Source organism: Pseudomonas sp. MAG733B (assembly GCF_036884845.1).
Classification (GTDB): domain Bacteria; phylum Pseudomonadota; class Gammaproteobacteria; order Pseudomonadales; family Pseudomonadaceae; genus Aquipseudomonas.
Genome location: NZ_CP145732.1, coordinates 2,785,883 through 2,810,766, shown reverse-complemented (window position 1 = coordinate 2,810,766; position 24,884 = coordinate 2,785,883). Strand labels below are relative to the sequence as shown.

Here is a 24,884-nt window from a genome sequence, read left to right as displayed (position 1 = left end):
CCTGCTCTCCTAAGAATTCGTTACGACTAGCGAAATTGCGCGAGGAACCGCAAGTCGTTGTCGAAGAACAGACGCAAGTCGTTCACGCCGTAACGCAGCATGGCCAGACGCTCAACGCCCATGCCGAAAGCAAAGCCGGAGAACTCTTCCGGATCGATGCCGGACATGCGCAGCACGTTCGGGTGAACCATGCCGCAGCCCATGACTTCCAGCCAGCCAGTCTGCTTGCAGACGCGGCAGCCTTTACCGCTGCACATCACGCATTCCATGTCGACTTCAGCGGATGGCTCGGTGAACGGGAAGTACGAAGGGCGGAAACGCACAGCCAGTTCTTTTTCGAAGAACACACGCAGGAATTCTTCGATGGTGCCTTTGAGATCGGCGAAATTGATGTCGCGATCAACCAGCAGGCCTTCGACCTGGTGGAACATCGGCGAATGGGTGATATCCGAGTCGCTACGGTATACGCGGCCTGGGCAGACGATGCGGATCGGCGGCTGCTTCGACTCCATGGTGCGGACCTGTACCGGCGAGGTATGGGTGCGCAGCAACATGTTGGCATTGAAATAGAAGGTGTCATGCATCGACCGGGCCGGGTGATGGCCTGGGATGTTGAGCGCTTCGAAGTTGTGATAATCGTCTTCGACCTCAGGGCCTTCGGCGATGCCGTAGCCGATGTGGGTGAAGAATTGTTCGATACGTTCCAGAGTGCGGGTAACCGGATGCAGACCACCGGAGGTCTGACCGCGGCCCGGCAGGGTCACGTCAATGGACTCGGCGGACAGTTTGGCGGCCAGGTCGGCCTCTTCAAACAACGCCTTGCGCGCATTGAGAGCGTCTGTGACACGTTCCTTGGCAACGTTGATCAGCGCACCGACTTGCGGACGCTCTTCTGCCGGCAAATTCCCCAGGGTCTTCATCACCTGAGTCAATTCACCTTTCTTGCCAAGGTAGTGAACCCGGATTTGCTCCAGGGCATTGATATCTTCAGCGCTTTGCACAGCCTCTAGTGCTTGAGAGACGAGCGCATCCAGGTTTTCCATGTACAGACTCCAGATACAAAATAGGGGAAGAGCTTGAAGGCTCTTCCCCTATTTATGACGTTTAACACCTGGCCCCACGGAGGTGAGGCCGGGTGACTGTCGGGGGTACTTAAGCCAAGGTGGCTTTAGCTTTCTCGACAATCGCAGCAAACGCCGCTTTTTCGTTCACTGCCAGATCAGCCAGAACCTTACGGTCGATCTCGATGGACGCTTTTTTCAGGCCGGCGATGAAACGGCTGTAGGACAGACCGTTGATACGAGCACCAGCGTTGATACGAGCGATCCACAGAGCGCGGAACTGACGTTTTTTCTGACGACGGTCACGGTAGGCGTATTGGCCTGCCTTGATTACCGCTTGCTTGGCAACACGGAATACGCGCGAGCGTGCGCCGTAGTAGCCTTTAGCAAGTTTCAGAATTTTTTTGTGACGCTTACGGGCAATGACGCCACGCTTTACACGAGCCATGAGTTACTTCCTCTATTCTTGACTAAAATTAACGAAGGCGCAGCATGCGCTCGACTTTTGCCACGTCAGACGGATGCAGCAAGCTGCTACCGCGCAGTTGACGCTTACGCTTGGTCGACATTTTGGTCAGGATGTGGCTCTTGAAAGCGTGCTTGTGCTTGATACCGTTAGCAGTTTTCAGAAACCGCTTAGCAGCACCACTTTTGGTCTTCATTTTTGGCATGTTCGGATACTCCGCATTCAGTTGATAAACATAATCAGAAGGCCTGCCGTGCCCTGTTGATTACTTCTTCTTTTTCGGGGCGATGACCATAATCAGCTGGCGTCCTTCCATCTTAGGATGCTGTTCGACCGAACCGTACTCGAGCAAGTCACCTTCAACTCGCTTGAGGAGTTCCATCCCCAGCTCCTGGTGGGCCATCTCACGGCCGCGGAATCGCAAGGATACCTTGGCCCTGTCCCCGTCACTCAGGAAACGTACCAGGTTGCGCAGTTTTACCTGGTAATCCCCTTCCTCCGTCCCTGGACGAAACTTGATTTCTTTTACCTGAATCTGCTTCTGGTTTTTCTTGGCCGCGGCAACCTGCTTCTTCTTCTCGAAGATCGATTTGCCGTAGTCCATCAGTTTGCAAACAGGGGGTACTGCATCGGCGGAAATCTCCACCAGATCCAGTTTGGCCTCTTCAGCCTTAAGAAGCGCGTCTTCAATTGACACAATCCCAAGCTGTTCACCTTCAGCCCCAATTAACCGAACCTCGCGTGCCGAGATATTCTCGTTGATCGGGGCTTTCGGTGCAGCTCGTTTATCTTGTCTCATTTCACGCTTAATAGTAATTACTCCGAATCTGGGCGACCACGCCGGGAAACCGCTTGCGCGAGAAACTCAGCGAACTGGGCGACGGGCATCGAGCCCAGGTCAGCACCTTCACGAGTACGCACAGCGACAGTCTGCATCTCGACTTCCCGATCTCCGATAACCAAGAGATAAGGAACCTTGAGCAAAGTATGCTCGCGGATTTTAAAGCCGATCTTTTCATTTCTCAAGTCAGACTTGGCACGAAATCCGCTTTCGTTGAGGGTTTTTTCAACCTCGGCGGCAAAATCGGCCTGTTTATCAGTGATATTCATGATCACTGCCTGGGTCGGAGCCAGCCACGCGGGGAATGCACCCTCGTAGTGCTCGATCAGGATTCCGACGAAACGTTCGAAGGAGCCCAGGATCGCCCGGTGCAACATCACCGGGTGCTTGCGACTGTTGTCTTCGGAGACGTATTCGGCTCCCAGACGGACAGGCAGGTTAAAATCGAGCTGCAGGGTACCACACTGCCAGACGCGACCAAGGCAATCTTTCAGCGAGAACTCGATCTTCGGACCGTAGAACGCACCCTCGCCCGGCTGCAGATCGTACGGCAGGCCAGCGCTATCAAGGGCTGCAGCCAATGCAGCTTCGGCTCGATCCCACAACTCGTCGGAACCGACGCGTTTTTCCGGACGAGTGGACAGCTTCATCTCGACATCTTTGAAGCCGAAGTCGGCGTAAACGTCCATGGTCAGCTTGATGAACGCCGCGGATTCGGCCTGCATCTGCTCTTCGGTGCAGAAGATGTGGGCGTCATCCTGAGTGAATGCACGCACGCGCATGATGCCGTGCAGCGCACCCGATGGCTCGTTACGGTGGCAGGCACCGAATTCGGCCAGACGCATCGGCAACTCGCGGTAGCTTTTCAGGCCCTGATTGAACACCTGCACGTGGCAAGGGCAGTTCATTGGCTTGATGGCGTAGTCGCGGTTTTCCGACTGGGTGGTGAACATGTTGTCGGCGTAGTTGGCCCAGTGCCCGGATTTCTCCCACAGGCTGCGGTCAACGACCTGAGGCGTCTTGATCTCAAGGTAGCCGTTGTCGCGCTGAACCTTGCGCATGTACTGCTCGAGCACCTGGTACAGAGTCCAGCCGTTCGGGTGCCAGAACACCATGCCCGGCGACTCTTCCTGGGTGTGGAACAGGCCCAGGCGTTTGCCGATCTTGCGGTGATCGCGCTTCTCGGCTTCCTCGATGCGCTGGATGTAGGCCGCCAGCTGCTTCTTGTCAGCCCAAGCGGTGCCGTAAACGCGCTGCAACTGCTCGTTCTTGGCATCGCCGCGCCAGTAGGCGCCGGACAGCTTGGTCAGCTTGAAGGATTTCAGGAAACGCGTGTTCGGCACGTGCGGACCGCGGCACATGTCGACGTATTCTTCGTGATAGTACAGGCCCATGGCCTGTTCGTTCGGCATGTCCTCGACCAGGCGCAACTTGTAGTCTTCGCCACGGGCCTTGAACACTTCGATCACTTCGGCGCGCGGAGTGACTTTCTTGATCACGTCGTAATCTTTCTCGATCAGCTGCTGCATGCGCTGTTCGATGGCCGCCAGGTCGTCCGGAGTGAAAGGACGCTCGAAGGCGATGTCGTAATAGAAGCCTTCGTCGATGACCGGGCCGATGACCATTTTGGCGGTCGGATACAGCTGCTTGACCGCATGGCCAACCAGGTGAGCGCAAGAGTGGCGAATGATCTCCAGCCCCTCTTCATCCTTTGGCGTAATGATTTGAAGCGTAGCGTCGCTGTCGATGATGTCGCTGGCGTCAGCCAGTTTGCCATTGACCTTGCCGGCCACGGTGGCCTTGGCCAAACCGGCACCAATGGATGCGGCGACCTCGGCGATGGAAACCGGGTGATCGAATGAACGTTGACTGCCGTCGGGAAGAGTAATAGTTGGCATGGCGCCTCCTCTCCTAGTGGTGACCCCTACCAAAGGTCACGTGGGTTGGGATGAGCCAGTACAAGATCCGATCCAGGCCATTCAATGACGAACGCCTGCCTTACAGCGGCAGGAGCCTTTCGGCCAACCGGAAAATCGAACCAGAGTGACTGGGATTCAAATCAGGATTATTCGGGCATTCGCCGCAGCCGGGACTGAAGGTCGACCGGCGCCTGCAAGCGCCCGAGCGAGGCATGCTAGCACAGATGAACGGTCGTGGCGGTGCGCAGGTTTTCTGCCAGGGCAAATCCGGCGTTTTTGTGCCAGAGTGATGAACTTGATCCCCGCTTTACCCCTCAGATAACAAGACACTGACCCCAAAAAGGAGCATCCCGGCATGCGTCTGAATCGTTTATTCGCTGTAGTCGCCCCCATCGTCCTGTTGCTGCCACTGGCCGCCCACGCCGAATGGCCGAAGGGTGAGCGAGAGAAGTATATGGCTCAGTGCACCGAAGCGGCCACTCCGCAGATCGGCGCAGCTGGTGCCAAATCCCACTGTGCTTGCGGTGCCGACGCGATCAAATCGTACCCGGCCAAGGACCTTCAGTCCTTGATGGACAACACGGCCAGCGACTCGCTGAAGCAACAGGCCCTGACCCAGATTTCCAAGTGCAAGGCCAACAATCCGGCGAAAAAATAAGCCTGAAACCACGTAAAAAATGCGCTTTCAACCGGTGAAAAACCGCTGAAAAACACTTTTTTCGACAAATTACGCAGGTTTTGCAGCTTTTTTTATCGTCTTTACTTTCGGCTGAAAGCCTTTTAAAACGGGGCTTTCAGCCATATCAGGCAACAAAGAATGTGCGACTGTAGGGCAAACAGCACCTGTGGGGGGCTCCCAAAGCGAACATTTCGACTATGATACCCCGGTGTGCCCAGTTGGCCTGAGCAGCACAGTACTACTGAAAATATATGTTTCTTGGAGATACACCATGTCTAATCGCCAAACCGGCACCGTTAAATGGTTCAACGATGAAAAAGGCTTCGGCTTCATCACTCCTCAAGGTGGCGGTGACGACCTGTTCGTACACTTCAAAGCTATCGAAAGCGACGGTTTCAAAAGCCTGAAAGAAGGCCAAACCGTTTCCTTCGTGGCTGAGAAAGGCCAAAAGGGTATGCAAGCTGCTCAAGTTCGCCCAGAGTAATTTCCAGGCGCACTAAAAAAACCCCGTCCATGTGACGGGGTTTTTTGTGGGCGTCGTAAAAGCCTGAGCGATCAGCCGCAGTTGACGCGAGTGACGACCCGATTGGCATCCGTGTTGAGGTTCAGACGATCGGAGCGGTACTCCAGCGTCACCATGTCGGTCGGCTGCAGGAATCGCGCGTTCTGCGCACCGGCACGGGTACGCGCCTGCTCCAGCAACTCGGGTGAAGCCTGTTTGCCGATGGTGAATTCGGCCGCTTTGGCCTCGCAACGGCTGTGACCTGTGTCAGTCGTCGTTACAGGGTCAGTTGCCGACTCGGTGGTGGCAGTGCTGCAACCCGCCAGCAGGGAAACGGCCAACAAAGTACCCAATGACGCGAGCTTCCAAGGCATGAAGCCTCCTATTTTCGAGAGTTAAGCTGAGATCGTGCGACCGCCAATCCGGCGTTTGGTTTCACAGGGAGCCCGAGCGCCCTGCCCTTCGCCTCGGACAAACGGCAAGTTTGCCTGAGCATCGCCCTGCCCTTCACCCTTCAATCGTGACTGAATATGAACGGTGCTCAATACACGTCGATGTAATCGAAAGCCGGACGTGGCCAGTTCTGCTTCAGCGCATTGAAGATCTGCATGACCCAGACTTCATCGCTGGCCGCGACCCGCCCAACATAACCGGAGCCCTTGGCCCAGGTTTCCAGACGGAACAACAAGCCATCGATATCGGTGCCGCCCACGACACCCGATGAAATATAGGCGATGCCGCCCTTGGTCACACGCAACTGCGTATGCTCATCGTCGCTGGCCGCCGCCAACAGTTGGCGCACGGCTTCAAGGGTCAAGCCGTCGGGAGTGTTCAAATCGATCTGCACAGCACAATCCTTGAAAATCCATCAAAGACCAAGTGTCGCATAGCCCTTCACTCATGCCTAAGTCGGAGTGCCAAACGCGCCGCAAAATGGTTAACTCGAGGCTCAGACTTCCCCGACCGCACGAGCGCCATCATGACCACTGTAAGTATCGACGCCGACATCAAAGCAAAGTGGCAGGACGGCCATAGCTCTTACAGCCCGGGCACGACGGAAGAGCTTGCAATCATCGGCATCGATCTGCTGGTTCGAGACTTGGGAACTGAGGCAGCCCAGTCCTTCATCGAACAGGTGTTCGAGAAGCACCTGGCAGACCACAAGAGTGCAACTGACTCGGCGTGAAAGCCTGGGTCTGTGAGACTTACTTCAAACGACCCAGCCGCTCGGTCAGCAGATCGAAAAAGCCCTGCGCGTCGCCGTCGTTTACCCAGAACGCATTTCTGGGCGCTTTGAGACGGTCATGCCAGTCGACGATGGTCTGGCCGAAGGTCGGGCCTTCGCGACTGTCGATCACCACATTGACCTCGCGCCCGCTGAACAGCTGCGGCCTGAGCAGCCAGGCGATGACGGCGGCGTCGTGCACCGGGCCACCGGGGATGTCGTAGTGCTCCATATCGGCCTTGATGTAGTCATTCAGAATATCGACTACTAGCTTGCTGGCACGGTTGTTCAACGCAGCTATCTGCTTCAGGCGCTCGTCACTGGTGAGGATCTTGTGGGTCGCATCCAGAGACAGATAGATCAGCTTCAATCCGCTCTTGAGCACCACCTCGGCCGCGTGCGGATCGGCGAACACGTTGAACTCGGCCACTGGCGTGATGTTGCCGCCGTTGAAGTGCGCCCCGCCCATGATCACCACTTCCTTGATGCCCTGAACGATTCCAGGCTGCTGGATCAGCGCCAGGGCCAGGTTGGTCTGTGGTCCGAGAATGGCAAGGGTGATGCTGCGGGGCGTGGCGGCCATCAGCGTATCGATCAGGTAGTCGATGGCATTGGCCTCGGCCAGGCCTGCCTTCGGTTCGTACACGGCGACACCGGACAGGCCTTCCTTGCCATGGATGTCCTCGGCATAGATCGGCGTGCGCATCATCGGCTTCGGCGCCCCGGCATACACCGGAACGTCCTCGCGCCCCGCCCATTCGCGCGCCAGCCGCGCGTTTCGCGAGGTCTTGTCCAGGCGCACGTTACCGGCAACAGTGGTCAACGCACGGACGTTGAACTCATCGGGTGATGCCAACGCAAACAGCAACGCCACCACATCGTCGGCACCGGGGTCGGTGTCGATGATCAGGTCGATCTGTTCCGGCCCGATCAAAACGTTACCCCGGCAACCAGCACGATGTTGCAGTACGGCTGGCATTCGCCAGTGCGCACGATCGCCCGGGCCTGTCGGCTGAGAACCTTGAATTGTTCGTGGCTGAGTAACTCACGCTGCCCCAGTGCCCCCTCGGCATTCAGTTCGTCCAGGGTCGACAGTGCCGATGGTTTTTTCTCAAGGATTTCCTGGGCCAGCACATGGCTTTCGACCTGCATTTCGCTGAGCACCACCTTCAGGGTGCTGATGAAATCCGGAATGCCGTGGGTCAGCGCTAGGTCGATCAGTTCGACCCCTGGCGGTACCGGCAGGCCCGCATCGCCGATCACCACTTTGTCGCCATGACCAAGCGAGGCGATCAGTCGCGACAGTGCAACGTTGAGCAACGGAGTCTTTTTCATGCTGGCTTGAACGCCTGTACTTCGCAAAGGGAGGGAATCGACGGTTGCGCGCCAGCTCGGGTGACCGACAGCGCCGCAGCGACCTGACCGAAGCGAATCGCCTCGGCCTCGCTCTTGCCGCCCGCCAGCGCGGCAGCAAAACCGCCGACGAAGGTATCGCCGGCCGCCGTGGTGTCGACCGCCTTCACGGTCGGTGCAGGGAAGTGTTCAAAACCTTTTCCATCGGCGAACAGCGAACCCTGAGCACCGAGTGTGATGATCACCTTGCCCGCGCCCATCTCGATCAGCCGGGTTGCGGCGATTTCCGCCGTTTGCCGAGAGTCCACCGGCAAACCACTCAATGCCGAGGCTTCGCTCTCGTTGGGAATCAGGTAGTCGATATTCGCGTACCAGTCCGCCGGCAATGGACGGCTGGCCGGGGCCGGATTGAGGATCACAGTCTTGCCCAGTTCGCGACTGCGCTTGAGCGCGTGACCCACCGTGGCGTCCGGCACTTCCAGCTGACAAATGATCACATCGGCGGCCTGCAGGACCGAATCGAAGCAGCCGATCAACGCAGGCGTCAACGCGCCGTTGGCACCGGCAACGATCACGATTGCGTTCTGACTGTTGTCGTCGACCACAATCAACGCCACGCCGCTGGAACCTTCCACGGTGCTGACCGCCTGACAATCGATCTGCTCGGCCAACAACGCCTCACGCAGCTCTTTGCCGTAGGCATCGCTGCCCACACAGCCGACCATCGATACTTGCGCACCCAGCCGCGCGGCCGCCACTGCCTGATTGGCGCCCTTGCCACCGGAAACCGTGGCAAACGACTCGCCGATCAGCGTCTCACCACCACGTGGCAGCCGTGGCGCCCGAGTGACCAGGTCCATGTTGAGGCTGCCAATTACCACTACTTTTGCTGACATACATTGCTACTCATTCATTCGGTTTCAGCGACGCTTTTGATTTAACGGAATTGCGCAAATACGCCGGCCAATGGCGCGGTCGATTCGCGCATGACGATGCTGGGCGTCACGATCCTTTGTTCGGTGGCCAGAGCCGGCGTGGCGATCCGGCGCAACAACACTTCAGCCGCCATCTCGCCCAGCTGCAGGATCGACTGCCCCACGGTAGTCAACGCCGGATAGACGTAGCGACTCATCTGGATATCGTCGAAGCCGATCACCGACAACTCGCTGGGCACACGGACATTGCGCTCGGCAGCGGCTCGAAGCACACCGATGCCGATCATGTCGTTGGCGGCGAAGATCGCGCTGGGCGGGTTGCGCTCCAGCAGGATCGCCGCGGCGTTGTAGCCGCCGGTGCTGGTGAAATCGCTTTCAAGCATGCGCTCACTCGGCACTTCGATGCCCGCTTGTTTCAGGGCCCGGCAAAATCCGGCCAGACGCATTTGCGCCACGCTCGTCGTCGCCGGGCCGCTGATGGTGGCGATGTCCCGATGCCCCAACTCAAGCAGATGCCGGGTGGCCAGGTAGGCACCGTATTCGTGATCGATGCGCACCAGGTCTGCATCGACACCGTCCAGTCCGCGGTCGACAATCACCATCGGCGTGCGTACGTTCGACAAGCCCTGCGCCAACCCGCTATCGCCGCCCGCCGAGGCGACGATCAGCCCGTCGATGCGTTTTTCGAGCAACACGCGCAGGTAGCTGCGCTGCTTGTCCGGGTTATCGTCGGAGTTGCAGAGGATCACGCAATAGCCATTGCGCTCGCAGTAATCTTCGATGCCCCGGGCCAGTTCGGCGAAGTACGGGTTGAGGCTGTTGGGCACCAGCAAACCGATGGTCGCCGTGGTTTTGGCCTTGAGCGACCGGGCCACCGCGCTGGGGACGTAGTCGAGGGTCTTGATGGCCGCCTCGACCTTGATCCGCACTTCTTCGCTGACCGGCCGGGTCTTGTTCACCACGTGGGAAACCGTGGTGTAGGAAATCCCTGCGAGTGCCGCCACATCTTTGATCGTTGCCATGACTCAGGTCCGCCGGCTTGCGCGCTGACTGCGATAGGTATCGAGCACCACCGCGACGACGATCACCGCGCCGGTGATGATGCGCTTGGTCGGCTCGGATGCGCCAATCTGCGCCAGACCGGCCGCCAACACGGAAATGATCAACACCCCGAAAAACGTACTGATGACCGAACCGCGACCGCCCATCAGGCTGGTGCCGCCGATAACCACGGCAGCAATCACTTGCAGTTCCAGGCCGGAGCCGGCATTCGGGTCGGCCGCTTCCAGGCGCGAAATCTGAAACAGCGCGGCGATACCCGCCAGCAATCCCATCAGGCTGAACACCAGGATCTTGTAGGGCTTGGGATTGATCCCCGCCAGCCGTACCGCTTCTTCGTTGGTGCCGATGCCGATCAGGTAGCGACCGAACACGGTACGGGTCAACACAGCCTGGGCGATGAAGATGATCAACAAGGCGATGATAAACGATGGCGAAATCCCGAAGGCGATCGGATTGGACAACCAGGCGAAGGCATCACCAATGTACGCCGTGCGGGAACCTGTCATCTGATACGCCACACCGCGAGCCATTTCCAGCACGCCGAGGGACACGATGAACGATGGAATGCGCCACGCCACGGTGATCGAACCGGTGATGGTCCCCGCGAGTGCGGCCGCCGCCATGCCAAGCAACGCCGCGGGCAGGACGCTCCAGCCCCAGCCGAGAATCGCCACGCTGACCGTCGAGGCGGCGAGCGCCAGCACCGAGCCCACCGACAGGTCGATGCCGCCGATGATCAACACAAAGGTCATGCCGACCGCCAGGACCATCAGGTCCGGAATCTGGTTGGCCAAGGTGCTGAAAGTGTCGTAGGACAGGAAGTGGCTGCTCAGGGCCGAGAACAGCACGACCATCGCCAGCAACGCACCGGCCAGGCCCAGGTAAGTGCCGAGGCCATAAAAGTTGCCACTGCGTTTGCCGGGCGAAGATACGGTTTTCATGGAAGATCCCTAGGCGCGGCTTCGTTGAGCAGCGCATCACGTTTTTGGTAGCCGGCAAAAGCGGCGGCAAGCAAGTCATCCTGGGTCCAGCTGTCGCGCTCGAAGGTGTCGATCAGCCGTCCGGCCGAGAGCACGCCGATGCGGTCGCAGATCAGCATCAATTCGCGCAGGTCACTGGAGACCACCACCAGCGCTTTGCCCTGGCGGGTCAGTTCACCGAGCAACGCATAAATGTCGAACTTGGCGCCGACGTCGATACCGCGAGTCGGCTCATCGAACAACAGCACCGAGCAGTCGCGCTCCAGCCAACGGCCGATCACCACTTTCTGCTGATTGCCACCGGACAGCTCGGACACCAATTGCGCCGGGCCGGAACTGCGGATGCGCATGGCGTCGATCTGACGCTGGGCCAGGGACGCTTCGTCGCCTGGATTGACGAACCCGCTACTCGAAATACGCGGCATGTTGCCCAGCGCGATGTTGGCGCCGATCGATTGCGTCAACAGCAAGCCTTCACCCTTGCGGTCTTCGGTGATCAGGGCAATGCCGTGAGCGACTGCGTCGACCGGGGATCGAATGCTGACGACTTGCGCCGGCGAACCCAGCGCCACTGTGCCGCTGTCTGCGGTATCGGCGCCGAAGATCAGCCGCAGCAACTCGGTGCGCCCTGCTCCGATCAGGCCGGAAATGCCGAAGATCTCGCCGGCGCGCACTTCGAAGGACACGTCACGAACCTTGTCGGCACGGGTCAGGCCCGTCACCGTCAACGCCGCAGCGCCGATCTTGCGCGGGCCCATGTCGATGTGTTCGCCTAGCTCACGACCGACCATCAACGTGACCAGTTGCTCGCTGTTGTAATTGGCCATCGGCTCGACGCACACCAGATTGCCGTCGCGCAATACCGCAATGCGCTGGGCAACCCGCGCCAACTCTTCGAGGCGATGGGAAATGTAGATGATCGACACGCCGCGAGCTTGCAAGCGAGTGATCTGTTCAAACAGCATCTCGACTTCACGGGTTGTGAGCATGGCCGTCGGTTCGTCGAGGATCAGTACGTGGCAATCGCCGATCAGGTTGCGGGCGATCTCGACCATTTGCTGGTGACCGATGCCCAGTTCGCCGACCAGGGTGTCCGGATCGATCGCATCGAGGCCGACCTGAGCCATGGCTTCGATCGCTGCTTTGCGCAGTTGCTTGCGACTGATCCAGCCGCCGTTGCTGGGCAAGTTGTCGAGAAACAGGTTTTCCGCCACCGACAAGGTCGGCAGCAGATTGAGTTCCTGCATGACCATGCGGATGCCGAGGTCTTCCGCCTGAGTGCGGCTGCCCGGTCGGTAATCCTGCCCCTGGAATTGCATCTGGCCAGTGGTCGGCGTGACCAGCCCACCAATGATCTTCGACAGCGTGCTTTTGCCCGCGCCGTTCTCACCGGTCAGCGCCAGCACTTCACCGCGCATGAGCGTCAGGTCGATGCCGGTCAGGACCGGTTGGGCGTAGGTCTTGCCGATGCCACTGACCGTGAGGACAGCGTTCGGGTCGCGAACGGACATAAAAACTCTCCATGCGCTCGCCCGGACGGGCGAGCACCATTGTGTCGCCAGAGGATTACTTGGTAACCAGCTCTACCGGCGTCTCGATCACACCGTTCGCGCTGCTGTCGACTTTTTCGCCCTTGATGATTTTCAGCGCCGTCTCGATGCCGAACACCGCTTGTTTGGCGGCAAACTGGTCAGCCGTGGCCAGCACTCGACCGTCCGCGAGCATCGGCTTGATGGCGTTGATGTTGTCGTAGCCGACGACTTCAACCTTACCGGCCCTGCCCGCAGCACGCACCGCCGACACTACACCGAGCGCCATGCTGTCGTTACCGGCCAGCAGGGCTTTGGTTTGCGGGTATTCGCTGAGGATCGACGCGGCAACCTTGTTGCCCTTGTCGATTTCCCAGTCACCGGACTGCACCGACACAACCTTGATCTGCGCGGCTTCCATCGCGTCCTTGAAACCCGCGGTGCGAGCCTGGGCGTTGGTGGTCGTGGACACACCTTCGATGATGCCGACTTCGTCACCGGCCTTGAGTGTCTTGGCCAGGTACTCACCGACCAGACGCGCGCCTTTGCGGTTGTCCGGGCCTACGAACGGAACACTGATGTTTTTGCTTTTGACCACGGCCGGGTCAAGCTGGTTGTCGATGTTGATCACGGTGATACCGGCATCGATGGCTTTCTTGATCACCGGCACCATGGCCTTGGAGTCAGCCGGCGCGATGACCAGCGCATCGACCTTGGCCAGAATCATTTGCTCGACGATGCGCGTCTGGCCCGCGGTGTCCGTTTCGTCCTTGATGCCGTTGGAAATCAGCTCGAACTCGCCGGAGTGATCTTTCTGGTAGGCCTTGGCGCCGTCTTCCATGGTCAGGAAGAATTCGTTGGCCAGGGACTTCATCACCAGGGCGACTTTGGGTTTGGCAGGCGTTTCAGCGAAAGCCGAAGAGACAGGCAGCGCAGCAGAGGCGGCAGCCAGCATAGCGACAGCAAGAAGACGTCCAGCGAATGGCAGCTTCATGGGTTCACTCCGATCTTATGATTATTGTGAGCAACGCTTGCGCTGGCGTAAGCTGCGTGGCGTTCGCTGATGGATTTAGCCCATCAGGACTGTCGCGCAAACGTTTGCGTAGACCGGACTATGCGAATCTTGTCGAGATTTGTCAATGACGAGAAACCGCCATCTGAGGGAACCGTTCACGCTGTGGTACTGACAACATTCCCGGAACCTGTCAGCTCCTTCGCCAGCGCCGCCGCCACTTGCATCAGTGCCGCGGACGTATCGGCAATCTGCGACTGGATCGACATGACTGCGGTCGCCTTGGCTTCCGCCGATTGGAATTTCGCAGCCTGGGTTGCCGCCAATTGCTGCTGCTGTTCGCGCAGTTGCTCCTGCAGTTCCTGCATGCGCTTGAGCAACATCTGCACGGCAATGCTCTGCTTGCTGCCCGCGCTTTCGGCTTTCTCACTACCCTGCGTTCCGCCGCCGAGGCTGACAGACTTTTTCTCGTCCGCTTCCAGCCCCAGGCGCTGTGTCGACGTATCAGCCGCCGCCTCGCTCAAGGTCTCAACAGTCGAGGGAGACTTCCCGCCAATGTTGATCACGGACGCATTTGAAAAACCGACGGTCAGCGACATGTGAACTCCATGAAAAAATGATTCCTCATGGAGAGATCGGCCTGCGTACCGGTTTCTTTAGCAGTAAGCGACGATCCGACTGTCGGAGAGCCGAACGGAAAACCCGCAATCAGTCGGAAACCCGGACAACCCGCGACACCATCATGTTGAAATCGCGTTTAAATATTTAAACAAATCAGCAAGTTAAGCGATTCGCTCAATACAAAGTGTAATTGGTACAGATTCTGCTCTTCTCCAGCACCCCAAGCGTTCAGATCCGCTCGGGGCGCATCTAGATGAACTTGCATCAGCACCGTCACTACTAGAGAGAAAAATAATGACATCTGCTATCAAACATTTTGTTCCGGGCGCCTTGGCCCTCTTGCTGCTCCTGCCTACTGCCCTTCAGGCAAAAGAAGTCGAAACCCAACAGAAACTGGCGAACGTGGTGATTCTAGCCACCGGCGGCACCATTGCCGGCGCTGGCGCCAGCGCGGCCAACAGCGCGACGTACCAGGCGGCGAAAGTCGGCATCGATAAACTGATCGCCGGCGTTCCAGAACTGAGCCAGGTCGCCAATGTTCGCGGCGAACAAGTGATGCAGATCGCGTCCGAGAGCATCACCAACGAAAACCTGCTGCAACTGGGTCGCCGCGTCGCCGAACTGGCCGACAGCGCTGACGTCGACGGCATCGTGATCACCCATGGCACCGACACCCTGGAAGAAACCGCGTACTTCCTGAACCTGGTAGAGAAAACCGACAAGCCGATCATCGTGGTCGGATCGATGCGCCCAGGCACCGCGATGTCGGCTGACGGCATGCTGAACCTGTACAACGCCGTGGCTGTGGCCAGCAGCAAAGAGGCTCGCGGCAAAGGCGTGCTGGTGACCATGAACGATGAAATCCAATCGGGTCGCGATGTCAGCAAGATGATCAACATCAAGACCGAGGCGTTTAAAAGCCCTTGGGGTCCCCTCGGGATGGTGGTTGAAGGCAAATCCTACTGGTTCCGCTTGCCAGCCAAGCGCCACACCATGGACTCGGAATTCGACATCAAGAACATCAAGAGCCTGCCTGACGTAGAAATCGCCTACTCCTACGGCAACGTCAGCGACACCGCTTACAAAGCGCTGGCTCAGTCCGGCGCCAAAGCCATCATCCACGCCGGTACCGGCAACGGCTCGGTGTCTTCGCGGGTCGTTCCAAGCCTGCAAGCCCTGCGCAAGGACGGCGTGCAAATCATCCGCTCTTCCCACGTCAACGCCGGTGGCTTCGTACTGCGTAACGCCGAACAGCCTGACGACAAGTACGACTGGGTCGTGGCTCACGATCTGAACCCACAGAAAGCCCGCATCCTGGCCATGGTCGCCCTGACCAAGACCAACGACAGCAAAGAGCTGCAACGGATGTTCTGGGAATACTGATTCACCCTCGCCCGACCGATTCCGGTCGGGCACCGCCTTGCCTTTCGAAAAAATATTCCTTCGTCCTACACCAAATGGAGCAAACCGCTGTCAGAGGATTTTCTTGAATTTTAAGCAGTTGCGAAAATGCCTACAGTTAAATACTGTATGCACGTACAGCTTAATAAGGATAATCCCGTGGACACCACCTCTGCCTCACCTGACTCCTATGTCCGCATGGGCACGCGAGTTCAGAAAATCATCAATTCCCCCACCGCCCAAAAAGCCAAGGCCGCACTGATCTTCCGTCTGCCGGACGAGCCTGTGGATGAGTGGGAACGCCTGCTCGAAGAAATCGATGAAAACGACAACGTCACCCTCGCCTATCGCGATGACGGCGGTGTGCAGATTTTCTGGGTCGTGCCGAAGGAAGACTGAGTCAATGAGTGTCCGTTGTTTTGCTTTGCTGTTTCTGTTGTTCGCCATGGGCGCCCAGGCCGATGCGCCCCGCACCTTCAACGAAGCCAAGAAAGTCGCCTGGAAGCTGTACGCGCCCCAATCCACCGAGTTTTATTGCGGCTGCAAATACACCGGCAACAAGGTGAACCTCGCAGCATGTGGCTACGTGCCGCGTAAAAATGCCAAGCGCGCCTCGCGCATCGAGTGGGAACACATCGTTCCGGCCTGGCAGATCGGTCACCAGCGCCAATGCTGGCAGGAAGGCGGACGCAAGAACTGTACGCGCTACGATCCGACCTACCAAAAGGCCGAGGCCGATCTGCATAACCTGGTGCCAAGCATCGGTGAGGTGAACGGCGATCGCAGCAACTTCAGTTTCGGCTGGCTGCCCGAGCAATCGGGTCAATACGGCTCGTGCCTGACCCAGGTCGACTTCAAGGCGAAGAAGGTCATGCCTCGCCCATCCATTCGCGGGATGATCGCCCGGACGTATTTCTACATGAGCAAGCAATACGGCTTGCGCCTGTCGAAACAGGATCGCCAACTGTACGAAGCCTGGGACAAAACCTATCCGGTTCAGGCCTGGGAACGTCAACGCAACCAAAGCGTGGCGTGCGTCATGGGGCGCGGCAACGAGTTTGTCGGCCCGGTGGACATGAAATCCTGCGGCTGAATACGCGTTGAAAACACAAAGGCCTCGGGTTCAATACCCGAGGCCTTTTTAATTTCTCATCGAGAAGCGCGGTACTTATTGGGCTGCCGGACGCTCGAGGACCAGCACTTCAATATTCTGTTTCTTCGCCTTGACCAGCGCTGCGTTCACTTGCGCCTGTTTGGCGTCGGCTTCAGCCTTCGAACCGTATGGCCCCATCAGAATCCGGGTCTTGCCATTTTCCCTGATGACATTGGACATGAAGCTGTGCTCGATCAGCCAGCCGCTGAGGTCGCTGACTGCCTGAGGTGTTTCGCCTCGCACTTCGAGATCCCATTGCGGTCCCGACACTTGCGCCGGCGCTACCGCCGCCGCTGCAGGCTGCGGCTTTTGCGCATCCCCACGCTTGCCCTCACCACATCCCGCCAGCGCCAGTACCGCCATTACCAAAACCATTTTGCGCACAGCGTTTCCCTCTGAATGCTTAAAGCTGGAATTTTAACACTCATGAATACTTCCCGAGTGCCGTAAAATGGGCACAAAACAACGAGAATCATGGTTGCGGCCTCTGTATAGTTACGCCTTGGGAATTAATGCTGCATCTGCGCGTCAGAAAGAGGCACCCAAACTGTGAGACTTCGCACTAATCTATACATACCACCGACCTCTGCACTGTCCGAATCAGGTGCCCCACAAAGCAATCAAGGAGAAGACCATGCTGATACTCACCCGCAAAGTCGGTGAAAGCATAAATATTGGTGATGACATTACGATCACCATCCTGGGCGTAAGCGGCCAGCAAGTCAGAATTGGCATCAACGCCCCGAAAGACGTTGCGGTGCATCGCGAAGAGATTTATCAGCGCATTCAAGCTGGCCTGACCGCCCCGGACAAGCCGCAGACTCCCTGAATCCTGATGCATTCAGTAGCCAGCCCGTTCGCCCCGGAACGACGGCTGGCTAAAGATTCATCTGCCGCTACGCCCTCCATCTTCCTCGCTCGCCCCTGGCTACCCAAACGTCACACCACGCGCCATACCAGTGGCCGCGACAACCATCAGCAGCACCAGTAACGCTTCGACATGACTGATCCGCGCAAACAACTTCGCGCGCCCGGTATCGATTGCCGCGCCACGTGCCAGCGCCACCCGCCATTTGATCAGGGTCACCATCGGCGCTACTTCAAGCAGCAGGATCAGAACGAAAAGCGTCATCTTGAGGTGAAACAACGGCTGATGCAGGTAGTAATCCGTGCCTTTTTCGAACCCGCCAAAGGCTCGCATCCCACCGGTGACGAGCAGAATGAGTGCGGAAATCCCCCAAAGGTTATCCGCGATCAGCACGCTGCGAGCCTCTCCCACGCCGCTCGCCAAACGCCGAAAATTCGTACCGCGAACCAGAACCGCCCAAAACCCCATCGTTAACGCCAAAAGGTGTACCGCCGCAAGAAACCAGTGAGCCAGCATCGTGAAACTCCTGTCAGGACGAAGATGAATAAACCTGTCAGTAGTAGCTCATCAATCGATGATTGCATCTGTCCAACCATTAGCAGATGCCTCTGTTCTGCTCATGGGAGCCAACCCGCAAGCGGCAAAGACATGGCGTTACAGAGACCGACTAGACTCCAACTCGCCAGTGCGACATGTTCTTGCCGCACTGCCCAAAAGCAGTCATTCCCACCGAATTGACCCGAGTACACAAAGTCATGTGTGAATCATGTGATTCAAACTCTGCTTCAAAAACCCAAGAGCGTCGCCGCTTTCTTCGCCTTGCCGGATTAGGAGCCGGCGCCCTGCTACTCGCCGGTGCCCTGCCCGACCGAATCCTTCAGGCAGCCGAAAAAACCTCAGCGCCCCCCAAACCCAAAAACGTCATCAGCCCTGATGAGGCCCTCAAAAGACTGATGGCGGGAAATGAACGGTATGTCAGCGGCAACTCAGAAACCCATGACTTCAAGGACGAGCGCGAGGCGTTGGTTTCCGGTCAGAACCCGTTCGTCGCGGTCCTGAGTTGCTCCGACTCGCGCATCGCCCCCGAGTACGCATTCGATACCGCACGGGGCGATCTTTTCGCCATCCGCGTCGCCGGTAACTTTGTTACGGACGAAGGTCTGGCGAGTATCGAATACGGTGTCGCCGTGCTTGGCGCGCCGCTCATTCTGGTATTGGGGCATGAGAGTTGCGGCGCTATCGAGGCCGGCATCAAAGCCGTCAAGGATAAAACGGTGTTCCCCGGACAGATCCCGAAACTGACTGACGCACTCAAACCCGCTATCGAAACAGTGATCAAACAACCTGGAGACCTGATGGAAAACGCGACCGTACAAAATGTCAAAGACTCGGTTGCACGCCTCAAGCAGGCCACACCACTGCTGACCGACGCGCTCGGCAACGGCAAGTTGAAAATAGTGGGGGGCATCTATCGCCTGGCGACCGGGAAGGTCGAACTGATTGCCTGAGTCATAGGGCATCGGTAAAAAGTGCCAGATGTGAAGAGCCCAGCACGATGGCTGGGCTCTGGTTATTTTCTGTTTTCCATCATTTTGTCGGCGAGGGCTTTGGCCCTCTCGATCAACAGATTCTGCCTGTCTTCGTGAGTGGCCCCGCCTACTACGGGTGCCGTCAGATTGCTCTCTGCAATCAACGCAGCGCAGAAGTATCGATCCCAAGCAGTTTGGCTGTCGGATGACTGCTTGTTGATTTGGTCGGAGATCATATATGTGACTCCTTTAGATGAGGGAGCACCGCCCATTTTACGCCTGAATCACCGCGTTACAGGATCCATCTCAGAAGCACATGAGTGGCAATCCAGGGGGATGCCTCAACCACAGTCCATTGAAGCAAAAGGCAAATGGACAAGTAAGCCGCAAAGAATCGGATCATCGCTCGCCTCCCCATCATCTCCCCTCCAGCTTCACTGAGCCAATCAAACGCCTGGTCGCCTGTTCTGGTTGGATGCAGTTCGTTGCCCACAGTTCAACATCGGGTAGAAATGATTTTCATTTGGCAGCACGGACATCCTAATCCGACTCCGCAAATGATAATATTTCTCAAGTAAAATTGCTGGCGGGGACAGCCTGGTAATGAGGGAACGTTACGAGATCCATTTTGTGGCTGGCGGATTCAAGAAAGTCATCATCATCGAAGGCTCAAGCATGAGCGATCTGGAGGCCTGGAAAGCAGCCCTGCTTCACCATGGAGAGTGCGCGGGCAGCACTTTCAACATTCGCTACATCGCTGACGCCATTGAAAAAGCTTCGAGGCGCGACATCAGGAAGGTGCGATGGAACAAGGCCAGCCACACAATCGCATGGAGTGAGCGTGCGAAGTTGGCTCGGAATACGGTGGGGTTGAAGAGTATTGAGTGACAGGCTGCCAAAGTACCTGGATCTCGGTACGTGAAATCCAAGTGTCTAGTCCTGAAATAGGTTTACACCTGTTTCACCCCAACGCCCGCTGCGCGCATGCCAATGAGATTTTCTATCTGAGAGCTTCATCGATGAAGTTCGCATTCTGGCGCACAAACCTTGGCCTAAGGTGATCCGCATCTTTGTACATAGGCTCGCCCTGAGCATCAACGCCCGGGCAATTATCCGCACATAAAAAATCCATCGGATTGATTGTGGAAGCTCCGGAAGTCTTAGCCACTCTCGCTAAATCAGATTGGACCTGCCCATAAAGCTGGTCTAAATCATCGCGCCTTACACTGCTATCCCTTATGGACAAAACACTTGGAAATGACATCAGGTCACGCTGAACCATGTATTTTGGGTCAAGCTTATTACCAGCTGGTATGTTAAGCACAACATATACTCGCTTATTTAACAACCGTAGATTCTTTATATACAAGCCAAGTTTATTCAAAGCTTCAACGTACTCCGAACTCCCTACCCCAAATCGCGCAGCCATGAACGTGCCATTCGTAAGGTATGCGTTCCACAGCGAACCAATCACCACAGTACTTATATCAGGCCTTTCCTGCGCCAACCTAAATGCCTCCTGCATTAATGCGGAACAATGTTTATGCTGAAGATCGTATTCCACATCCGGTATAGCTAGACATCCACCGCCAGTTTTGAAAATAGCCCCATTGGCATCGATAGCATCATCTTCAATTAAAGCGCGAACTCGAGGGTAATATTGCTCAATATTAGAGTCACCGACAAACAGCGTAAGCGACTTCTTATTCGAATATTGAGCGTAATAGTTAATGCCGCTGAACTTTTCATTTACTAGCCTTCCAGGGTATTCCCACTCACCGGCGGCTTTTGAAATTTTTGCAAACCGCTCTACTCGAAAAGGCAACCCTTCCTTCAAGAACGTGCTGTAACCCACAAGACCTACAACCACCATTGAAATACTCAAAACAGCAGTTTTCATCCAACTTTTCCGCCCAAGACGGATAGGCTTTTCAATTAAAATATAGGTAAGCCATGCTAGTAATACACTTAGCAATACCGCCCCAACTCTAATTTCCCGCGATGGTATTTCGGACTCGACAATTCTTGCAAACGAGAGAATTGGCCAATGCCAGAGATAAAGCGGATAGCTGATTACCCCAATAAATACCATTAGCCTATTCGATAGAACTACGCGATTCACCCATGCATCTGGGCCAGAGAGAATGAGTAAAAACGCGCCTGAAACCGGCAATATCGCCCACCAACCGGGGAACAACTTGCTTTTATCGATAAGAAAAAATGCTGCAATTAGAAAAAATAACCCGAATATTGAGTATAAATTATTTAGTACCGCGCCTCTCTGATCTGACTGAGGAGGATGACGAAACAAAACTGGATGGAACAGCAAATTTTGCAAAAACCGAGTTAATTGATTTTTTTTATAGAGCTGAATGTACGCCAAAATGGAACCTGCCAACAGTTCCCAAAATCTTGTTTGAGGCATGAAAAATGTAGAAATAGGATCTCGGCTGACACCATCGACATTCAACCCGATAGACACAAGACTCAGCAATATAACAATTGTTAGCAAATTCAGACCGGCGCGCCAAACAAAAAAAGCAAGAACTGGATAGACCAAATAAAACTGCTCTTCTATTGCTAGCGACCATAAGTGCAGCAGCGGCTTCAATTCGGCGTCGACATTGAAGTACCCCACCTCATTCAAAAGAATGACGTTCTGAACAAAGCCGGCTCCTGCCGCTATGTGCTTACCCAGTTGTTGAAACTCATCTGGCAACAGAGAAATCCACCCAAATATGTAGCACGCCACCAGCACAACAATTAAAGCAGGGTATATACGTTTAATACGATGAGCATAAAATTCAGTGAAACTGAAATCACCCCGATGAAGCCCCTTGAATATAATGCTCGATATCAGGAAACCTGAGATGACAAAAAATATGTCTACCCCAACAAATCCGCCCTGAAATCTCGCGGGGAAGGCATGAAAAATAATAACAGAAAGAATTGCCACCGCACGTAGGCCATCAATATCCGGTCGATAGGCTAATTTCACCGGGTGCGTAACAGGTTTAGATTTGCTCAGGCTGTCCATGCGATTCTTTCTAGAGTAAAAAGTCGGGTAGTCTACCTGCCTTTATCAATCCTTCCTAGAATGCGTAAGCATGAGCTTTTGCGTAACCTCCCCATGGATAAAATTGGCAAAAAACTCAAAAGCTTACTATCAGCGCTCTCTCTGTAATCCAGACACCGCTTTTACATAAGACTGGCACGCAGCCAGCGCGATCAGTCCTTGGTCGCCGGCGTCGGTGATGGCGACATTTCGTTGAGCATGCGCAGGGTCAAGTCGGGCGCGCGCTCCTCCATGAACCACGCCGCCGGCGCCGGTACGGGCTGGCACTGAACAGCCACCGGCTGAATCCGTGGTGTCGAGTAGGACTGACAGCCGCAAATCAGAAGTGGCAAGGCGATCGCGCAGGCGCGTCTGACTGGTTTGAGCATCGCTCAGTTCCTTATAGTGGGATTGCTCGCTGGCCGACAGGCGGAGCCAGCTCGACGCCAAGCTACACTGGAATGCGGTGACAGCGGATTACTTGACCAAGTCGTTCGCCCAGGCGCGGGACGATTCATACGCCTACGACGACATACCGGCCGGTGAGCGCCCAACCTTTCACGAGATACGGGCACTCGGCGCCTGGCTGTACGAGCAGCAGGGTTTCGAGCAGGAATATATCCAAGGCTTGATGGGGCACGCTGACGTGAAGATGACCGAGCACTACCAGGCAGGGCACGGTGATGACGCGGTTGTTTATATGAAGGTGAAAGCCGACCTGAAGGTATAGCGCGGAGGTCGTTTGCCCAAAATATTCCCAAAGTTTGCCCAAAGGCATAGAGCAAAAAGGGGTCACCGTTTCCGGTGACCCCTCTAGACCGCCCAGCAGAGCGGATTTTGTTTGGTAGGCGCGATTGGACTCGAACCAACGACCCCCACCATGTCAAGGTGACCCCGAAACCGACGCAAGCAATTGATATAAAAGGAAAATGTAGTGCTTTCGAGGGGGCTCAACTTCGCCACATCAACCTATAAGAATCAATAACTTAGCGTTGTATATTCCTACAGTAGTCTCCCTTCCCAAGGCGTTCTGCCGACCGTTAAATATCCTTTGAATGCGGTGCTACGCTTCCCTGATCCACGGAGGAAAAGCACATGCCGAACTCAGATCTACTCCCTTCCCTGCTCTTCAAAATCAACGAGAACCAGCTCGCCCTCGAAGCCGCGATCATGGAACTTTCCAATTGGGTCGAACAACGCGGCGCGGCCGACGTTGCCGAAAACGTGCGCGGTGCCCTGGAAGCGATCGACCGGAACGAGGAATTCATCAAGATGACGCTCGCCGTCATGATGACGCCGGAGTGAAAACATTTCGTCGCGCGGTCCTCGCCGAAACCTCTCGCCTCGATTACTGTATATAAAAACAGTATCAGTAAGGCGCTACGATGGACCCGCACGAAATCGAAGACACCGACGACTGGCTCGGCAGCCCGACGCCACTCGAAACCTGCCGCCATTCGTTGCGCATCTATGAGAACGAAGTCCAGGAACTGACCCTGCAACTGCGCCAGGCCCGGGAAAGGATATTCAAACTCGTCGAATTGCACGCCGAAGTGGCAAATGATCGTGATGCGCTGCGCTCACGGTTGGCTGCGGCTCAGGCGGATACATCCCGCCTCCGAGAGGAAAACTCTGACCTAGCTGGACAAGTCGGCAGCCTATTACGTGTTTCCGATCAGAGGGATCACCTCTTTCGAGAAAACCAAAGGTTGCTCATGGAGAAAAGTGATCGGAGGAGCCAATAGCCCGCACATAGGCTTGGCAAGCGGCCAACGCGATCAGTCCTTGGTCACCGGCGTCGGTGATGGCGACAATTCGTTGAGCATGCGCTGGGTCAAGTCGGGCGCGTGCTCCTCCATGAACCACGCCGCCGGGGCCGGGACCGGCTGGCACTGAACAGCCACCGGCTGAATCCGTGGTGTCGAGTAGGACTGACAGCCGCAGATCAGCAGTGGCAAGGCGATCGCGCAAGCGAGCCTGATTGGTTTGAGCATTGGTCAAAGTCTCGTGATGGGATTTGTCGCTGGCAGAAAGGCGCTGCTCGAGCGCTAGCCGTTTGTCCTGATCGGCGCGCACTTGGGCGGCGGCTGCGTTACTGATGCTGGCGAGGTCGCCCTGATGCAGGCCGGCTTGCTCGACTAGTTGCTTGCCGTATCGCCAGTCCTGCACCTGCCACACGCCGCCAGCCGTGATCAGCAGCATCACCACAACCCCAGCCAGCTTCAGTGCGGCCGGACTCATGGCACATCCTTGAAGAAGACGTGGCCGCCAAGCTTAAGGGTCTGTTTCGCCATCGCAGCCCACTCCGGCGGCTTCTTCATGCTGACCGCGTAATAGTGCGTGGCGCCTCCGGTTGGATCCGGCACCTTTCCATCGATCACCTGGTCAGCGGCAATCCGCGCCTGCGCCAGTTCGCGAAACGGTATCTGCTTCACGCCAATCAGGAACTGATAGTTCGGGTCGGTCTTGTTCCAGCAACTGAACTGGTACGGCTTCTGGCACACACCGGCATAACCCTCTCCCCACCACGACTTATCCTTTCCATCATTCACCCGGTTGCGGATCGTCCAGGCTACGGCGATCTGTCCCGCCAAGCTTTCGCCGCGCGCCTCTCCCCACAACGTGCGGGCGAGGATGTCACGGTCCTTTTCAGTTACTTTCATCACTTTTCTCCAGGCAAAAAAATACCCGCT

At 56.5% G+C, this 24,884-nt stretch carries 32 protein-coding genes and 2 pseudogenes; 12 read left to right on the top strand and 22 right to left on the bottom strand.

What is annotated here, in order from left to right:
* Positions 1 to 26 precede the first annotated feature (26 nt).
* The 5 genes from pheS to thrS form a co-directional block, all read right to left on the bottom strand.
* Positions 27 to 1,043, bottom strand: coding sequence for a phenylalanine--tRNA ligase subunit alpha (gene pheS / locus V6Z53_RS13045; protein ID WP_338585915.1), 1,017 nt, complete (start codon positions 1,041 to 1,043; stop codon positions 27 to 29).
* Between the two features lie 109 nt (positions 1,044 to 1,152).
* A complete protein-coding gene (gene rplT / locus V6Z53_RS13040) occupies positions 1,153 to 1,509 on the bottom strand; it encodes a 50S ribosomal protein L20 (protein ID WP_007905879.1) in 357 nt (118 codons plus the stop codon).
* Between the two features lie 28 nt (positions 1,510 to 1,537).
* The gene (gene rpmI / locus V6Z53_RS13035) at positions 1,538 to 1,732 is read right to left on the bottom strand and encodes a 50S ribosomal protein L35 (protein WP_002553160.1); all 195 of its coding nucleotides are present in this window, start codon (positions 1,730 to 1,732) and stop codon (positions 1,538 to 1,540) included.
* Positions 1,733 to 1,792: 60 nt separating this feature from the next.
* Positions 1,793 to 2,344: a translation initiation factor IF-3 gene (gene infC, locus V6Z53_RS13030; protein WP_176469887.1), complete on the bottom strand. Its 552-nt coding sequence runs from the start codon at positions 2,342 to 2,344 to the stop codon at positions 1,793 to 1,795.
* Positions 2,344 to 4,266, bottom strand: coding sequence for a threonine--tRNA ligase (gene thrS / locus V6Z53_RS13025; RefSeq protein WP_338585913.1), 1,923 nt, complete (start codon positions 4,264 to 4,266; stop codon positions 2,344 to 2,346). The genes infC and thrS overlap by 1 nt, the downstream gene beginning before the upstream one ends.
* Before the next feature lie 376 nt (positions 4,267 to 4,642).
* Between thrS and V6Z53_RS13020 the strand changes: the two genes are divergently transcribed.
* Positions 4,643 to 4,945, top strand: a complete 303-nt coding sequence (locus V6Z53_RS13020) for a hypothetical protein (RefSeq protein ID WP_338585912.1) — start codon at positions 4,643 to 4,645, stop codon at positions 4,943 to 4,945.
* 292 nt (positions 4,946 to 5,237) lie between these two features.
* A complete protein-coding gene (locus V6Z53_RS13015; protein WP_003179963.1) occupies positions 5,238 to 5,450 on the top strand; it encodes a cold-shock protein in 213 nt (70 codons plus the stop codon).
* A gap of 71 nt (positions 5,451 to 5,521) precedes the next feature.
* Here the strand turns inward: V6Z53_RS13015 and V6Z53_RS13010 are convergent, their stop codons facing one another.
* Together V6Z53_RS13010 and V6Z53_RS13005 are read right to left on the bottom strand one after the other, a co-directional pair.
* On the bottom strand, positions 5,522 to 5,842 hold the full coding sequence (locus V6Z53_RS13010) for an I78 family peptidase inhibitor (protein ID WP_338585911.1): 321 nt from the start codon (positions 5,840 to 5,842) through the stop codon (positions 5,522 to 5,524).
* Between the two features lie 167 nt (positions 5,843 to 6,009).
* Positions 6,010 to 6,315: a hypothetical protein gene (locus tag V6Z53_RS13005; RefSeq protein ID WP_338585910.1), complete on the bottom strand. Its 306-nt coding sequence runs from the start codon at positions 6,313 to 6,315 to the stop codon at positions 6,010 to 6,012.
* 132 nt (positions 6,316 to 6,447) lie between these two features.
* Between V6Z53_RS13005 and V6Z53_RS13000 the strand changes: the two genes are divergently transcribed.
* On the top strand, positions 6,448 to 6,654 hold the full coding sequence (locus V6Z53_RS13000; RefSeq protein ID WP_338585909.1) for a hypothetical protein: 207 nt from the start codon (positions 6,448 to 6,450) through the stop codon (positions 6,652 to 6,654).
* Positions 6,655 to 6,673: 19 nt separating this feature from the next.
* On the opposite strand, the pseudogene V6Z53_RS12995 reads toward V6Z53_RS13000, so the two are convergent.
* The 8 genes and pseudogenes from V6Z53_RS12995 to V6Z53_RS12960 form a co-directional block, all read right to left on the bottom strand.
* Positions 6,674 to 7,615 (bottom strand): annotated as a pseudogene (locus V6Z53_RS12995) (nucleoside hydrolase); the annotation flags it as partial.
* A gap of 8 nt (positions 7,616 to 7,623) precedes the next feature.
* Positions 7,624 to 8,028, bottom strand: a complete 405-nt coding sequence (gene rbsD / locus V6Z53_RS12990) for a D-ribose pyranase (RefSeq protein ID WP_338585908.1) — start codon at positions 8,026 to 8,028, stop codon at positions 7,624 to 7,626.
* Positions 8,025 to 8,942, bottom strand: a complete 918-nt coding sequence (gene rbsK, locus V6Z53_RS12985; protein WP_338585907.1) for a ribokinase — start codon at positions 8,940 to 8,942, stop codon at positions 8,025 to 8,027. Before rbsK ends, rbsD begins: the two co-directional genes overlap by 4 nt.
* A 41-nt stretch (positions 8,943 to 8,983) precedes the next feature.
* The gene (locus V6Z53_RS12980; protein WP_338585906.1) at positions 8,984 to 10,003 is read right to left on the bottom strand and encodes a LacI family DNA-binding transcriptional regulator; all 1,020 of its coding nucleotides are present in this window, start codon (positions 10,001 to 10,003) and stop codon (positions 8,984 to 8,986) included.
* 3 nt (positions 10,004 to 10,006) lie between these two features.
* Positions 10,007 to 10,984 (bottom strand): ABC transporter permease, encoded by a 978-nt coding sequence (locus V6Z53_RS12975; RefSeq protein ID WP_338585905.1) that lies wholly within the window; start codon positions 10,982 to 10,984, stop codon positions 10,007 to 10,009.
* Entirely contained in the window at positions 10,981 to 12,534 is a 1,554-nt protein-coding gene (locus tag V6Z53_RS12970; RefSeq protein WP_338585904.1) for a sugar ABC transporter ATP-binding protein, read from the bottom strand. Before V6Z53_RS12970 ends, V6Z53_RS12975 begins: the two co-directional genes overlap by 4 nt.
* 55 nt (positions 12,535 to 12,589) lie before the next feature.
* Positions 12,590 to 13,546, bottom strand: a complete 957-nt coding sequence (locus tag V6Z53_RS12965) for a sugar ABC transporter substrate-binding protein (protein WP_338585903.1) — start codon at positions 13,544 to 13,546, stop codon at positions 12,590 to 12,592.
* 176 nt (positions 13,547 to 13,722) lie between these two features.
* Complete coding sequence (locus V6Z53_RS12960; RefSeq protein ID WP_338585902.1) at positions 13,723 to 14,163, bottom strand: hypothetical protein; 441 nt, start codon at positions 14,161 to 14,163, stop codon at positions 13,723 to 13,725.
* 316 nt (positions 14,164 to 14,479) lie between these two features.
* Here V6Z53_RS12960 and V6Z53_RS12955 point away from each other — a divergent pair, with 316 nt between their 5' ends.
* The 3 genes from V6Z53_RS12955 (at position 14,480) to V6Z53_RS12945 (ending at position 16,679) form a co-directional block, all read left to right on the top strand.
* A complete protein-coding gene (locus tag V6Z53_RS12955) occupies positions 14,480 to 15,568 on the top strand; it encodes an asparaginase (RefSeq protein ID WP_338585901.1) in 1,089 nt (362 codons plus the stop codon).
* Positions 15,569 to 15,694: 126 nt separating this feature from the next.
* Positions 15,695 to 15,985, top strand: a complete 291-nt coding sequence (locus V6Z53_RS12950; RefSeq protein ID WP_338585900.1) for a DUF1654 domain-containing protein — start codon at positions 15,695 to 15,697, stop codon at positions 15,983 to 15,985.
* Between the two features lie 4 nt (positions 15,986 to 15,989).
* Entirely contained in the window at positions 15,990 to 16,679 is a 690-nt protein-coding gene (locus V6Z53_RS12945) for an endonuclease I family protein (RefSeq protein ID WP_338585898.1), read from the top strand.
* Between the two features lie 75 nt (positions 16,680 to 16,754).
* Here V6Z53_RS12945 and V6Z53_RS12940 read toward each other — a convergent pair whose 3' ends face one another.
* Entirely contained in the window at positions 16,755 to 17,123 is a 369-nt protein-coding gene (locus V6Z53_RS12940; protein WP_338585897.1) for an SPOR domain-containing protein, read from the bottom strand.
* A 250-nt stretch (positions 17,124 to 17,373) separates the two neighbouring features.
* On the opposite strand from V6Z53_RS12940, the gene csrA reads away from it, so the two are divergent.
* Positions 17,374 to 17,568 (top strand): carbon storage regulator CsrA, encoded by a 195-nt coding sequence (gene csrA, locus V6Z53_RS12935; protein ID WP_007938114.1) that lies wholly within the window; start codon positions 17,374 to 17,376, stop codon positions 17,566 to 17,568.
* Positions 17,569 to 17,667: 99 nt separating this feature from the next.
* Here csrA and V6Z53_RS12930 read toward each other — a convergent pair whose 3' ends face one another.
* Positions 17,668 to 18,123 carry a DUF2214 family protein gene (locus V6Z53_RS12930; protein WP_338585895.1) on the bottom strand — a complete coding sequence of 152 codons (456 nt, stop codon included), beginning with the start codon at positions 18,121 to 18,123 and terminating at the stop codon, positions 17,668 to 17,670.
* 239 nt (positions 18,124 to 18,362) lie between these two features.
* On the opposite strand from V6Z53_RS12930, the gene V6Z53_RS12925 reads away from it, so the two are divergent.
* Entirely contained in the window at positions 18,363 to 19,115 is a 753-nt protein-coding gene (locus V6Z53_RS12925; RefSeq protein ID WP_338586489.1) for a carbonic anhydrase, read from the top strand.
* 62 nt (positions 19,116 to 19,177) lie between these two features.
* On the opposite strand, the gene V6Z53_RS12920 is transcribed toward V6Z53_RS12925, so the two are convergent.
* Complete coding sequence (locus V6Z53_RS12920; protein WP_338585894.1) at positions 19,178 to 19,372, bottom strand: hypothetical protein; 195 nt, start codon at positions 19,370 to 19,372, stop codon at positions 19,178 to 19,180.
* Between the two features lie 367 nt (positions 19,373 to 19,739).
* Between V6Z53_RS12920 and V6Z53_RS12915 the strand changes: the two genes are divergently transcribed.
* Positions 19,740 to 20,024, top strand: a complete 285-nt coding sequence (locus V6Z53_RS12915) for a hypothetical protein (protein ID WP_338585893.1) — start codon at positions 19,740 to 19,742, stop codon at positions 20,022 to 20,024.
* A gap of 112 nt (positions 20,025 to 20,136) precedes the next feature.
* Here V6Z53_RS12915 and V6Z53_RS12910 read toward each other — a convergent pair whose 3' ends face one another.
* Together V6Z53_RS12910 and V6Z53_RS12905 are read right to left on the bottom strand one after the other, a co-directional pair.
* Positions 20,137 to 22,173 carry an acyltransferase family protein gene (locus tag V6Z53_RS12910; RefSeq protein ID WP_338585892.1) on the bottom strand — a complete coding sequence of 679 codons (2,037 nt, stop codon included), beginning with the start codon at positions 22,171 to 22,173 and terminating at the stop codon, positions 20,137 to 20,139.
* A 129-nt stretch (positions 22,174 to 22,302) separates the two neighbouring features.
* Positions 22,303 to 22,623 (bottom strand): annotated as a pseudogene (locus V6Z53_RS12905) (lysis system i-spanin subunit Rz); the annotation flags it as partial.
* Between the two features lie 49 nt (positions 22,624 to 22,672).
* On the opposite strand from V6Z53_RS12905, the gene V6Z53_RS12900 reads away from it, so the two are divergent.
* The 3 genes from V6Z53_RS12900 to V6Z53_RS12890 all read left to right on the top strand — a co-directional run bounded on the left by V6Z53_RS12900 (position 22,673) and on the right by V6Z53_RS12890 (position 23,936).
* Positions 22,673 to 22,921, top strand: a complete 249-nt coding sequence (locus V6Z53_RS12900) for a tyrosine-type recombinase/integrase (protein ID WP_338585891.1) — start codon at positions 22,673 to 22,675, stop codon at positions 22,919 to 22,921.
* Positions 22,922 to 23,286: 365 nt separating this feature from the next.
* Positions 23,287 to 23,496 (top strand): hypothetical protein, encoded by a 210-nt coding sequence (locus tag V6Z53_RS12895; protein ID WP_338585890.1) that lies wholly within the window; start codon positions 23,287 to 23,289, stop codon positions 23,494 to 23,496.
* 80 nt (positions 23,497 to 23,576) lie between these two features.
* Positions 23,577 to 23,936 carry a hypothetical protein gene (locus tag V6Z53_RS12890; protein ID WP_338585889.1) on the top strand — a complete coding sequence of 120 codons (360 nt, stop codon included), beginning with the start codon at positions 23,577 to 23,579 and terminating at the stop codon, positions 23,934 to 23,936.
* Here V6Z53_RS12890 and V6Z53_RS12885 read toward each other — a convergent pair.
* Both V6Z53_RS12885 and V6Z53_RS12880 read right to left on the bottom strand, forming a co-directional pair.
* Positions 23,905 to 24,432 carry a lysis system i-spanin subunit Rz gene (locus V6Z53_RS12885; protein ID WP_338585888.1) on the bottom strand — a complete coding sequence of 176 codons (528 nt, stop codon included), beginning with the start codon at positions 24,430 to 24,432 and terminating at the stop codon, positions 23,905 to 23,907. The two genes, V6Z53_RS12890 and V6Z53_RS12885, sit on opposite strands and share 32 nt — an antisense overlap.
* Positions 24,429 to 24,854 (bottom strand): cell wall hydrolase, encoded by a 426-nt coding sequence (locus V6Z53_RS12880; protein WP_338585887.1) that lies wholly within the window; start codon positions 24,852 to 24,854, stop codon positions 24,429 to 24,431. Before V6Z53_RS12880 ends, V6Z53_RS12885 begins: the two co-directional genes overlap by 4 nt.
* Positions 24,855 to 24,884: the final 30 nt, after the last annotated feature.